This window comes from Mesorhizobium sp. M1004 (assembly GCF_040318795.1).
Classification (GTDB): Bacteria; Pseudomonadota; Alphaproteobacteria; order Rhizobiales; family Rhizobiaceae; genus Mesorhizobium.
In genome coordinates this window covers 1-12,098 of record NZ_JAMYNB010000013.1, presented here as the reverse complement: position 1 = coordinate 12,098, position 12,098 = coordinate 1, and the positions used below count along the sequence as shown (strand labels likewise).

12 protein-coding genes are annotated in these 12,098 nt (G+C 63.8%); 4 read left to right on the top strand and 8 right to left on the bottom strand.

Annotation, left to right across the window (positions count from 1 at the left end; translation table 11 throughout):
- Window positions 1–27: 27 nt before the first annotated feature.
- From NKH54_RS24540 to NKH54_RS24530, 3 genes are all read right to left on the bottom strand, one after another.
- A complete protein-coding gene (locus NKH54_RS24540) occupies window positions 28–1,041 on the bottom strand; it encodes a ribonuclease T2 family protein (protein WP_353029199.1) in 1,014 nt (337 codons plus the stop codon).
- A gap of 98 nt (window positions 1,042–1,139) precedes the next feature.
- A complete protein-coding gene (locus NKH54_RS24535; RefSeq protein ID WP_353029198.1) occupies window positions 1,140–1,562 on the bottom strand; it encodes a MarR family winged helix-turn-helix transcriptional regulator in 423 nt (140 codons plus the stop codon).
- Window positions 1,563–1,585: 23 nt separating this feature from the next.
- Window positions 1,586–2,476: an alpha/beta fold hydrolase gene (locus tag NKH54_RS24530; protein ID WP_353029197.1), complete on the bottom strand. Its 891-nt coding sequence runs from the start codon at window positions 2,474–2,476 to the stop codon at window positions 1,586–1,588.
- A gap of 141 nt (window positions 2,477–2,617) precedes the next feature.
- On the opposite strand from NKH54_RS24530, the gene NKH54_RS24525 reads away from it, so the two are divergent.
- The 3 genes from NKH54_RS24525 to NKH54_RS24515 all read left to right on the top strand — a co-directional run bounded on the left by NKH54_RS24525 (window position 2,618) and on the right by NKH54_RS24515 (window position 6,454).
- Window positions 2,618–3,550 (top strand): alpha/beta fold hydrolase, encoded by a 933-nt coding sequence (locus NKH54_RS24525; RefSeq protein ID WP_353029196.1) that lies wholly within the window; start codon window positions 2,618–2,620, stop codon window positions 3,548–3,550.
- A gap of 82 nt (window positions 3,551–3,632) precedes the next feature.
- A complete protein-coding gene (locus NKH54_RS24520) occupies window positions 3,633–4,808 on the top strand; it encodes a CaiB/BaiF CoA transferase family protein (RefSeq protein WP_353029194.1) in 1,176 nt (391 codons plus the stop codon).
- Window positions 4,805–6,454, top strand: a complete 1,650-nt coding sequence (locus NKH54_RS24515) for a thiamine pyrophosphate-binding protein (protein ID WP_352499714.1) — start codon at window positions 4,805–4,807, stop codon at window positions 6,452–6,454. The genes NKH54_RS24520 and NKH54_RS24515 overlap by 4 nt, the downstream gene beginning before the upstream one ends.
- 92 nt (window positions 6,455–6,546) lie before the next feature.
- Here the strand turns inward: NKH54_RS24515 and NKH54_RS24510 are convergent, their stop codons facing one another.
- Complete coding sequence (locus NKH54_RS24510) at window positions 6,547–7,830, bottom strand: cystathionine gamma-synthase family protein (protein ID WP_353029193.1); 1,284 nt, start codon at window positions 7,828–7,830, stop codon at window positions 6,547–6,549.
- A gap of 123 nt (window positions 7,831–7,953) precedes the next feature.
- On the opposite strand from NKH54_RS24510, the gene NKH54_RS24505 reads away from it, so the two are divergent.
- Window positions 7,954–8,412, top strand: coding sequence for an Lrp/AsnC family transcriptional regulator (locus NKH54_RS24505; RefSeq protein WP_023682177.1), 459 nt, complete (start codon window positions 7,954–7,956; stop codon window positions 8,410–8,412).
- Window positions 8,413–8,460: 48 nt separating this feature from the next.
- Here NKH54_RS24505 and NKH54_RS24500 read toward each other — a convergent pair whose 3' ends face one another.
- From NKH54_RS24500 to NKH54_RS24485, 4 genes are read right to left on the bottom strand one after another with little or no spacing between them, the layout of a single operon-like run.
- Window positions 8,461–9,432: an ABC transporter substrate-binding protein gene (locus NKH54_RS24500; protein ID WP_353029192.1), complete on the bottom strand. Its 972-nt coding sequence runs from the start codon at window positions 9,430–9,432 to the stop codon at window positions 8,461–8,463.
- Between the two features lie 38 nt (window positions 9,433–9,470).
- Entirely contained in the window at window positions 9,471–10,625 is a 1,155-nt protein-coding gene (locus tag NKH54_RS24495) for an ABC transporter permease (RefSeq protein WP_353029190.1), read from the bottom strand.
- A complete protein-coding gene (locus tag NKH54_RS24490) occupies window positions 10,622–11,500 on the bottom strand; it encodes an ABC transporter permease (protein ID WP_023690837.1) in 879 nt (292 codons plus the stop codon). Before NKH54_RS24490 ends, NKH54_RS24495 begins: the two co-directional genes overlap by 4 nt.
- Complete coding sequence (locus tag NKH54_RS24485; protein ID WP_502882181.1) at window positions 11,501–12,034, bottom strand: endonuclease domain-containing protein; 534 nt, start codon at window positions 12,032–12,034, stop codon at window positions 11,501–11,503.
- Window positions 12,035–12,098: the final 64 nt, after the last annotated feature.

Sequence of the window (12,098 nt, the reverse complement as noted above, 5' to 3'; positions counted from 1 at the left end):
GTCACTGCTAAGCGACAGACGGATATCCTACTGGAACCCGGCCGCATCGACCGAACCCTTCGGACAGCCCGCCTTGGTCGTCGGCGCCGAGGCGAGCATGAGAGTGCCCAGCGAACTGTCGGGGCCGATCGGGCCGGTCAGGCCCAGCGTCAGCTCGCCGATCAGCCGCCTGCCGCTCGACGGATCGACCAGGCAGGAGACACGCACCCGCGCGCCCGCCCCGGCGCCGAAGGCGCTGTCGAAGGTGCTGCGGATCTGGTCCGAAGTCAGTTGCTTGCCGACGTTCCTGGTGAAGAGCTCGCGCACAGGCGAGGCATTCACCGCCCGCATCAGGTTCAGCGCCTCGGCAAAATACTCCTGCTGGCTCTTGCCGTAGCAGGTGCCGTGCTTGATCCATTCATGCCGTTCGAGCTTGGAGGCGGTGCCAGGCATCACCTGGTCGAGTTCGGCGCGCGTATTGGCATCGAGGTTGACCGGCGGCAGGTCTGCCCAATGGGCCGGATTGTCATTGGCCTTGTCGCTCGCCGGCACCTGGCAATAGAAATTGCCGTTCGGCTGCGGCCAGAGCCCATGCAACGTGAAATGCGACGCGTCGAAGCCGCCCGCCGTCTGCGCCTGGCATTCGGGCTTGCTCGACTTGGTTTCGCAGAAGGCCGGCTGCCAGCTCAGCGCGAAAACATATTCGGGTTTTCCTGAAGCCGGCGCCGCAGGCTTGCCCTGATCGGCGGGCGCGGCCGGCTCAGTCGACGCGCTGCCGCCTGAGACATGGCCGCAGCTGATCTTGACCCAACGGCGCTCAGGATCGGCGCCCGGCACGCGGATGAGGTAATGCGTCGGCGCATCCTTGTTGCCGGCCAGGAGATCGTAGCTCTGTCCAGCCGTTGTCGCGATATTGCCGGGGTTCTTGCCGCTCTTGATCGCCTGCGTTGCTGGACAGGCGGCATCGGCCACGAAGGAGCCGCTCATCTTCACATCGGCACGCGCTAGGCCGACACCGGCCAGCGCCACCAACACCGCACCCCATATCGCCGACATCCGCATTCCAGCACTCCTAGCGTTTCATAGCGCAAGCTAGAAACGTGTGACATGTCAGAATTACGATTTCTTTCGTCCGCCGCAAAAAACAATCGCTCGGTCGATCAGACCCCGCCCTCCTCGACCCGCTTCGTCAACATACGCAGCAGATCAAGCGCTGTCTCGAGCGCGCGAGCCTCGATGCCCTCGCTGATGCGGTTGGCCCAGACATGCTGGCGCGTGCCGATATCCCGGATCGCGGCCCGGCCGGCATCGGTCATCGCCAGGAGCTTCGCGCGGCGGTGCGCCGGGTTGTCCGCATAGGCGGCAAGCCCTTCGGCGGCCAGAATGTCGGCAAGGCGCTGCACGCTCTGGCGGGCAAGCCCCATGTCGCGGGCAATGTCGGCCACCGATTTCGGCTCCTTCAGCACCGCGCCCAGAACCTGCCAGCGCGCCGCCGTCAACCCGGCAGGCTCGGCCAGCCGGTCGGCCGCGTCGAGAAACGCGCCATTCAGCCGGAACACGGCAAGCACCAGTTCGGTGAGCACATCTCCGGCTTCGGTCCTGCTTGTCATTTCTGGCCGGCCTCGATGGTGGAAACGAAAGTGTTGACGGCTTCAGCCACCGCCTCCGGCTTGTCAAGCATCACCCAGTGGCCGGAACCGGCGACGGTTCTGTGGCCAATTCCGCTGCGCAGCCGAAACAGGGCCGCCGCATTGTCATTGGCCTCCGTGGCCAGCACGAAGATCGGCCCGTGATAGGCATCGAGCGTCGGTTCGGGATTCCATTCCGCCAGCGCCTTGCCGACGCCTGCCCGAGCCGCCAGATCGACCACCGCCGCATCGGCGAGGACCTGTTTGCGGACATCTTCATTGGAGCCGGCGATCGAGGTGTAATAAGCGCTCAGGACACCGCCGCCGTTTGGCCCCCCCAGATCGCGCACGAACCCGTCGCGAATCTCTTTGGGCAGGGCGCGCGGATCGGTCGCCGGATCGACCAGCAGGATGCCGGCAACACGGTCGGCATGGCCGGCGGCATAGGCGAGCGCGGCCCCACTGCCGCCGCTATGCGCAACGAGGACAAACCGCTTCAGGCCGAACGCATCGGCCACCGCACCAATATCGTCGGCACGGCCTTCATAGCCGTAGTCGGCATCAGCTGCAGGCGCCGATGCGCCATGGCCGCGAAAATCGAAGGCGACCGCCTCACGGCCACCTGCGGTGAGCTGCATCACCCGGTTCCACTGTGTGGCGCGGCTGCAATCGCCATGCGCGAACAGGATCGGCAGGCCGCCGCCGGATTTGATGTCGTAGCCGGCAAGCTGGCCCTGCGGGCCGGCAATGGTTGAGGTCTTCATGGTCGTCTCCCTGGTCTGGCTGGAAGCAATGCCGGGCAGGAGCATTGCGGATGAAAGGCTCGCCAGCAGAAACGCGCGGCGCGAAACGGTCGAAACGGTTTTCATGCTCATGTTCCCGATGTAATTTGACAGCATGCTGTCATATAGCCAAATTGACAGCACACTGTCAATAGTGACGCCGGCTGATTTCGACCTCCCCTTGACGTCGGTCACGCCGTCGCCCAACAGTCGCCAAGGGAGCGAGACATGGCATTTGACAAGCAGACGACGCTGGCCTCACCGACCGGGGCCACGCTCAATTTCTATGTGAAGCACGCGGGGGGCTCTCCACGCGCGGTAGTCCAGGTCAATCACGGCCTGGCCGAACACGCCGCGCGCTATGCCCGCTTCGCCGATTACCTCAGCACCCGCGGCTTTCATGTCTACGTCCACGACCATCGCGGCCATGGCGCGACCAAGGCGCCCGATGCCCCGCTCGGCAGATTCGCCGGCACAAGCGGCCCGGCCAAGGTGATCTCCGATGTCGACGCAGTCCACGATTTGATTGCGAAGGAGCAGCCCGGCCTGCCGGTCATCCTGTTCGGCCATTCGATGGGTGCGTCGGTGGCGCTCAACTACCTGCTGGCGCACTCGCCGCGCGTCCACGCCGCGGCGATCTGGAACGGCAATTTCTCACAAGGCCTGCTTGGTCAGCTTGCACTCGCCATCCTCGCTTATGAGCGCTTCAGGCTCGGCTCCGATGTTCCCTCACGCGTCTTGCCCAAACTGACCTTCCAGGCCTGGGGCAAGGCGGTGCCCAACCACAAGACGCCGTTCGACTGGCTGTCGCGCGACGAGGCTGAAGTGGCCAAGTACATTGCCGACCCGCTGTGCGGCTGGGATGCCTCGATCTCGATGTGGCGCGATGTCGTGGAGATGGCGCAGAAAGGCGGCAAGGATGCGGGCTTTGCCGGCATCAGGCGCGACCTGCCCGTCAGCATCGTCGGCGGCGAGAAGGATCCGGCCTCCGACTATGGCAAAGGCATCGATCATCTCACCAAGCGGATGCGCGCGATGGGCTTTTCGAATCTGGTTTCAAAGGTTTACGCCGACACCCGCCACGAAAGCCTGAACGAGGTGAACCGCGACACCGTTATGGACGATTTCGCTGCCTGGGCCGATAGCGTGCTCAAAGAGTGACATCGCTGGCCTACCGCAAGGCCCGTGACAGCGGCATCCCGGGTTGATAGAGGCTGCGGTTCCGACCCGTTTTTGGTGATTTATGGCTGAACCTCCGCTGAAAGGCGTCCGCGTCGTCGAACTCGCCCGCATCCTGGCCGGCCCCTGGGCAGGACAATTGCTGGCCGATCTCGGCGCCGATGTCATCAAGGTCGAGAGCCCCGAAGGCGGCGACGATACCCGCAAATGGGGTCCGCCCTTCGTCATGAGCCATGATGGCGAGAACCTGTCGGCCGCCTATTACCATTCCTGCAATCGCGGCAAGCGTTCCATCGCCGTCGATTTCTCGACATCGGAAGGGGCCGAGACGGTGCGCCGGCTGGTTGCCACGGCCGACATTCTGATCGAGAATTTCAAGCTCGGCGGCCTGAAGAAATACGGGCTCGATTACGAGAGCCTGAAGGCGATCAATCCAAAGCTCGTCTACTGCTCGATCACCGGCTTCGGCCAGGACGGGCCTTACGCCCCACGCGCCGGCTATGATTTCATCATCCAGGCCATGGCCGGCATGATGTCGATCACCGGCGAGGTCGGGCGCGAGCCGCAAAAGGCCGGCGTCGCTATTTCCGACATCTTCACCGGCCTTTACTCTGTGATCGCCATCCAGGCAGCGCTTCGCCATGCCGAAGAGACCGGCGAAGGCCAGCATATCGACATGGCGCTGTTCGACACGCAGATTTCCGCACTCGGCAACCAGAACCTCAACTATCTCGTCTCCGGCAAGGCGCCGGTGCAGATGGGCAATGCGCATATGAACATTGCGCCCTATGAGGTTGTCCCGGTCAGGGACGGCCACATCATCCTGGCGGTCGGCAATGACGGCCAGTTCGCCAAATTCTGCGCCGCCGTCGGTCTCGACCATCTCTCAGCGAATCCCGATTTCGCCACCAATCCGGCCCGCGTCGCCAACCGGGTGAAGTTGCGCGAGCACTTGATCGAGACGCTGAAGAATTGGGATCGCGACCCGTTGCTGGCCAGGCTCGAAGCGTCAAGCGTGCCGGCGAGCCCGATCAACGACATCGGCCAGATGTTTGCCGACCCGCAGACGATCGCACGCGGCATGCGCCTCGACCTCGACGATGGCCATGGCAATCGTCTGCCCTCGGTGCGCGCGCCGATGGTGATGTCGGGCACGCCGCTCGTCTATGAGCGTCCCTCGCCTCGCCTTGGCGAACATACCGAAGAAATTCTTGCCGAACTGGAGAAGTCTGGACGATGAAGACCGGTGGACAACTGATTGTCGACGCACTCGAGGCGAACGGCACCGACCGCATCTTCTGCGTGCCTGGCGAATCCTATCTCGCTGTGCTGGACGCGCTGCATGACTCGCCCATCCGCACCATTGTCTGCCGCCAGGAAGGCGGCGCCGCCATGATGGCCGACTGCCAGGGGCGGCTGACCGGCAAGCCCGGCATCTGCTTCGTTACCCGCGGCCCCGGCGCCACCAATGCGTCGGCCGGCATTCACATTGCCATGCAGGATTCGATACCCGTCATCCTGTTCATCGGCCAGGTCGCCAGCCACGCCAAGGAGCGGGAGGCTTTCCAGGAGGTCGACTACAAGCGCTTCTTCGGCGACATCGCCAAATGGGTGGTGGAGATCGACGATGCCGCGCGCATCCCCGAACTCGTCACCCGCGCCTTTGCTGTCGCGACATCGGGCCGCCCCGGCCCCGTCGTCGTCTCGCTGCCGGAGGACATGCTGACCAGTCTTGTCGACGCGCCCGCGGCCTTGCCGCACACGCCGGTCGAAACCCGGCCCGGCGAAGCCGAACTCGATGCTTTGGAAAAGCTTCTGGCCAAGGCCAAGCGTCCCTTCGTCATCCTCGGCGGCACACGCTGGGACGAGGAAGCGGTGGCACGTATGCGCACCATTGCCGAGGCCTGGTCGCTGCCGGTCGGCTGCTCCTTCCGCCGCCAGATGCTGTTCGACCATCTGCACCCGAACTATGCTGGCGATGTCGGCATCGGCATCAACCCGAAGCTGGCCACCGCCATCAAGCAGGCCGACCTGGTGCTGCTGATCGGCGGCCGCATGGGCGAGATGCCGTCCTCCGACTATACGCTGCTGAAGAGCCCTTACCCCGACCAGACGCTGGTCCATGTCCATGCCGACGCCGGCGAACTCGGCCGTGTCTACCGGCCGACCCTGGCGATCAACGCTGCGCCGTCAGCCTTCGTCGAAGCCTTCGCCAAGCGCAAGCCAACCTCCACGCCAGCCTGGGCGGATGAGACAGCGAAAGCACACGCTGCCTACCTCGACTGGTCGACGCCTCCTGAGACCGGCCCCGGCACGGTCCAGATGGGGCCGATCATGAACTATCTGGAAAAGATTTTGCCCGATGACGCCATTTTCACCAACGGCGCCGGCAATTACGCCACCTGGGTGCACCGCTTCCACCGCTTCCGCCGCTTCGCCACCCAAGGCGCGCCGACCTCCGGTTCGATGGGTTACGGCACCCCGGCTGCGGTCGCCGCCAAGGCGCTCCATCCCGACCGCACCGTGATCGCCTTTGCCGGCGACGGCTGCTTCCTGATGAACGGACAGGAATTCGCTACCGCCGTGCAATACGACCTGCCGATCATCGTTATCGTCGTGAACAACGGCATCTACGGCACCATCCGCATGCACCAGGAGCGCGACTATCCCGGCCGTGTCGTCGCCACCGATCTGAAGAACCCTGACTTTGCCGCTCTTGCCCGCGCCTATGGCGGCCACGGCGAGACGGTCGAGAACACGGCAGATTTTGCCCCTGCCTTCGAGCGTGCCCGCGCCAGCGGCAAGCCGGCGATCGTCGAAATCAGGCTCGATCCCGAGGCGATCACGCCGACGCGGACGATGACGCAGATCCGCGACAAGAGCTGAGTGCCGACAAAGGGTATAGGCCGAGTTCCGTCACACCCCCCTCTGTCCGGCAGGACAGAGGGGGGTGCTGTCCCGCCGACCTTCGTCAGCAGTCAGACCGCTGCCAGCGCCTGCGTCAGGTCGGCGATAAGATCGTCCGGATGCTCGACGCCGATCGACAGCCTGACCGTGGTCTCCAGCACGCCGATGCGCTGGCGCACGTCGAAGGGAATGCCGGAGTGCGTCATCGCCGCCGGGTGGCTGGCGAGTGACTCCGTGCCGCCGAGGCTCACCGCCAGTTTGAATATTTGCAGCCCGTTGAGAAATGCGAAGGCCGCCTTCTCTCCGCCTTTGATATCGAAAGAAAATGTCGACCCGGCGCCGCTGCATTGCGCCTTGTAGGCCCGTCCCGCTGCCGTATCCTCGGCCAGGAACGGCAGGTAATGCACCTTCTCGACCTTGGCGTGATCGCGCAGGAATTCGGCCACGAGCCGCGCATTGTCGTTGGCGCGCTCCATGCGGATGGACAGCGTCTCCAGCGAGCGGCCGAGCATCCAGCAGGAATGCGGGTCGAGTTGCGTGCCGATGGCGCCGCGCAGCGCCTTGATCGGCCTGGTCACCGCCTTGCTGCCCATCGCCGCCCCGGCGATCAGGTCGGAATGGCCGCCGACATATTTGGTCAGCGAATAGACGGAGACATCGGCGCCATGTTCGATCGGTCGCTGGAACACCGGGCCGAGCAGCGTGTTGTCGCAGACGATGATCGGCGTTGATCCTTGGCTTGCACCGATCTCGTCGGCAATCTTCCGGATCAGTGCGATCTCGACCAGGCTGTTGGTCGGATTCGACGGCGTTTCGATGAGAATGACCGAGACACGCCCCTTCGCCACCGCTGCATCAGCAGCGGCCCGCACCGCCTTGTAGTCGACGCCGTCGGCGAAGCCGACAGCGCCGATGCCGAAGCCGGACAGCGTGCGCGTCAAGAGCGTCTCGGTGCCGCCGTAAAGCGGCTGCGAATGCAGGATGACATCGCCCGGCCGGGCATAGGCGAGCAGTGTGGTGGCGATCGCCGACATGCCCGACGAGAACAGGATGCAGGCGTCCGTTCCCTCATAGACCGCCAGCCGGTCCTCGACGATCTCCGAGTTGGGGTGATTGAAGCGCGAATAGACCAGGCCGGACGCCGTGCCGCTCGGCGGCTCCTTGCGGCCGGATGTGTAGTCGAAGAAGTCGCGCCCCTCCTCCGCCGATTTGAACACGAAGGTCGAGGTCAGGAACACCGGCGGCTTGACGGCGCCTTCCGACAGTTGCGGATCGAAGCCATAGCTCAGCATCAACGTCTCGGGGTGGAGCTTGTGGTTGCCGATGTGGGTTTTCGACGGGCGCGGCGCGGTCATGGCTTTTCCTGCGTTCTAGAGGAGTCTCGTCCAGCAATTTATGCGATCCCGGTCCACCAGTCCTTGCTATTTTCGGCCTCGCATGGCTGCATCCCGGCAACAAATTGCCGAGCGAGAGCAAAAGTGCAGCAGAAGATAGCCGACGATTTCGACCGCAAGATCCTGCGCGAGCTGCAGGCCGACGCCCGCATCACCAACAATGAGCTGGCGGAGCGCATCGGCCTGTCGCCGTCGCCATGTTTGAGGAGGGTACGCCGGCTGGAGGAGGCCGGCATCATCAGGGGCTATACCACGCTGGTCGACCCGGCCGCCTTCGGGTGGAACATGGTCGCCATCGCCACCGTCCGGCTCAGCCGCCAGAACGAGGACGAGATCGTCATGTTCGAGGACGCGATCCGCGGTTGGGAGGAGGTGCTGGAATGCCACCTCGTCACCGGGTCGCGCGACTATGTGCTGAAGGTGGTGACCGGCAGCCTCGAACAGTACGAGCGCTTCATCAAGGAAAAGATCGCGCGGCTGAAATGCGTCGCTTCGATCGAGACCAGCTTCGTCATGAACACCATAAAGGAACGGCGCCTCTGACATTTGGTCAAAGGCGCCGCTCTCGAGGTCGAAATTGCCTGGCCAGGCTTATTTGATCGCCTTGTCGGTGATGGCCGTGGTGTAGGCGCCGGTCGGCGCCTTGGTGATGATCTTCTGGTCGAGCAGCGCCTTGGCGGTGCGCTCGTAGGTCGCCGGGTCGAGCTTGCCGTCGGCATTGTCGATCAGCTTGGCGACTTCGCTCATCATCCGCTTCTGGTGGTTTTCGTCCTGGCCACCGCCGTCCATGACAATGCCCGCGGCCTCGTCATTGTTGTCGATGGCATATTTCCAGCCCTTCATCGAGGCGCGCACGAAACGCACCATCTTGTCTTCGAAAGCCGGATCCTTGAGCTTGTCTTCCGAGGCATAGAGCCCGTCCTCAAGCAGGTCGTTGCCCATCGCCGAGTAGTTGAACACGGTCAGCTGGTCCGGCTTGTAGCCGGCATCGATCAGCTGCCAGTACTCGTTGTAGGTCATGACCGAAATGCAATCCGCCTGCTTCTGGATCAGCGGCTGCACGTCGAAGCTCTGCTTCAAAACCGTGACGCCATCCGGGCCGCCTTCGGTCTTCAGGCCGAGCTTGTTCATCCAGGCGTAGAAAGGATATTCGTTGCCGAAGAACCAGACGCCGAGCGTGTGACCCTTGAAATCGGCTTCGGTCTTGATCGGGCCATCCTTCGGGCAGACCAGCTCCATACCGGCCTTCTTGAACGGCTGGGCGATGTTGACCAGCGGCACGCCCTTTTCGCGCGCGGCGAGCGCCCCGCCCATCCAGTCGACGATGACGTCGGCGCCACCGCCGGCGATCACCTGCTCGGGTGCGATATCGGGACCGCCCGGCTTGATGTCGACGTCGAGGCCTTCTGCTTCATAAAAACCCTTGGCCTTGGCGACATAGTAGCCGGCAAACTGCGCCTGCGTGACCCATTTCAGCTGCAAGGCCACCTTGTCGGCGGCCATTGCCTGGAACGCGGCCAGCGACATCGCGCCGGCCAGCATCGGAATGATCAGTCTTTTCATGTTTTTACCCTCTGAAGTTAACACCCGAACCCACCGCCCTATCCACCACGGACAGAGGGATGCCAAAACGTGACGGCTCTCTCGACGAGAGCGACCACGCCATAAAAGACCGAACCCGCCAGTGCTGCAACTGCGATTTCGGCCCAGACCATATCGATGTTCATCCGCCCGACCTCGGTCGAGATGCGAAAGCCCATGCCGACCACAGGCGTGCCGAAGAACTCGGCGACGATGGCGCCGATCAGCGCCAGCGTCGAGTTGATCTTCAGCGCGTTGAAGATGAAGGGCGCTGCCGCCGGCAGCCGGAGCTTCAAGAGTGTTGGCCAGTAGCCCGACGCATAGGTGCGCATCAGGTCGCGCTCCATATGGCCGGAGGCGGCAAGACCGGCAACCGTGTTCACCAGCATTGGGAAGAAGGTCATGATGATGACGACCGCGGCCTTGGACGGCCAGTCGAAGCCGAACCACATCACCATGATTGGCGCCACACCGATGATCGGCAGCGCCGAGACCATATTGCCGATCGGCAGCAGACCGCGGCGCAGGAACGGCACGCGGTCGGCCGCAATCGCCACCAGGAAGCCGGCGCCGCTGCCGATGACATAACCGAAGATCACCGCCTTGAAGATGGTCTGCCTGATATCGGCGCCGAGCACCGGCAGGGAACTGGCGATGCGCACACCGATGGCGCTCGGCGGCGGCAAAAGGATGAAGGGAATGCCGGCGCCACGCGTCATCGCTTCCCATATGATCAGGATCCAGGCGCCGAAGATCGCCGGGATGATGAGGCGCAGCGCCATCCGCGCCCCTTTTGCCATCGGGCGAAGCCCCGACAGCACCGCCACACAGCGCCATGCCAGCAGCCAGGCAGCGGCGAGCAGCAGGAAATACGGCGCCAATGCCGTGCCTTCGAAACCTGTAATGCCCGAGATCAGCATCCAGGCGACGAGATGAGCGCCGATGAACAGCACCGCAGCCTCGGCCAGCGGCGAAATTCTGATCATCGAGATCAGCCCTGCCAGCACGGCCAGGCCGATCATCAGGGTCTTTATCCCGAAATAGGGGTAGTCGAAGCTTGCCGTCGGGTCTGCAAGGGCGGCCGCTTCCGGCTTCGACATCGCACCGAGCGCGACGGCGACGAGGCACAGCGCAACGGCCAGCACGGCTTGCCAGGAGGGCTTCAGCCAGTTCATGCCGGCCTCCCGCCCATGGCGCGGTCAACGAGGCGCCCGGCTATGCCGACCACCATGACCAGAAGGGCCGCCACCACCGAGCCCGCCACAAGGGCGGACCAGATGTCGATGGACTGGCTGTAATAGGCGCCTGCCAAAAGCTTGGCGCCGATGCCGGCGACAGCACCGGTCGGCAGTTCGCCGACAATGGCGCCGACCAGGCTCGCCGCCACCGCCACCTTCATCGAGGTGAACAGGAACGGCACCGAGGCCGGCACCCGCAGCTTCCAGAAGGTCTGCGAGACACTGGCATTGTAGGTGTGCATCAGGTCGAGATGCATGAGTTCGGGCGAGCGCAGGCCCTTCACCATGCCCACCGTCACCGGGAAGAACGACAGGTAGGTCGAGATCATCGCCTTTGGGATCAGACCGCTGATGCCGATCGCCCCCAGCACGACGATGATCATCGGCGCCACCGCCAGAATGGGAATCGTCTGGGAGGCGATGATCCACGGCATCAGGCTGCGGTCGAGCGTCGCCACATGCACGATGCCAACCGCGATGACGATGCCGAGCGCCGTGCCGAAGGCAAAGCCGAGCAACGTCGACGACAGGGTCACCCAAGCATTGTAGACGAGGCTTCGGCTCGATGTGATGGGCCGCAGGAAGGTGTTCTCGAAGAAGTTCACCGCCACCTGATGCGGCGCCGGCAGCGTCGGCTTGGGCTGCGACAGCGTCTTGCCTATGAATTCGACGGTGTCGTGGGTTTCCCCGGCGCGCCGGTCGAGGTCGCGCTGGAAGGGCGCGTTTAGGATGACGGCGAAGACATACCAGAGCACCACCACGCCCAGGAGGATGGAGGTCACGGGGATGAATTTTTCGCGGAAGGTGTCCATCTATCGCGCCTCGCCAGCGGGGCGCCCTCCTCTCCCCAACGGGGAGAGGGTGGCCGGAGCGAAGCGGAGGTCGGGTGAGGGGGTAGAAATCTTTCCGCCGAGACAAGCCAAGATCGTATCCAGGACCGCTCGGCGCTCAGCCAAAACTTCGTGATTCCAGAAGCGCAGAACCGAATAACCTTGTCCGTTCAGCCAGGCTGTCCTGGCGGGATCGGTCAGTGAATCCGCGTGTTGGCTGCCATCAAGTTCGACAATCAGCCCCTGCTCGCGGCAGACGAAGTCCGCGATGAAAGGTCCGAGCGGCACTTGCCGCACAAATTTGTAGCCGTTGAGATGACGTCCTCTCAATTCCCCCCAAAGCCGGTATTCAGCTTCGGTCTCGTCAAACCGCAGCTTTCGGGCGCGAGCGGTTGCCCCGACATTTCTCTTGGTCGGATCCGTCGGCGCCGCCCCCTCACCCGACCTCCGCTTCGCTCCGGCCACCCTCTCCCCGTTGGGGAGAGGAGCCAGCCGGTCGTTCGCCCCCTCAATCATCATAGCTGTGCCCTGCCCTCAAGCCATCGCGCACGCGGGCCGCGATCGCCAAAAATTCCGGCGT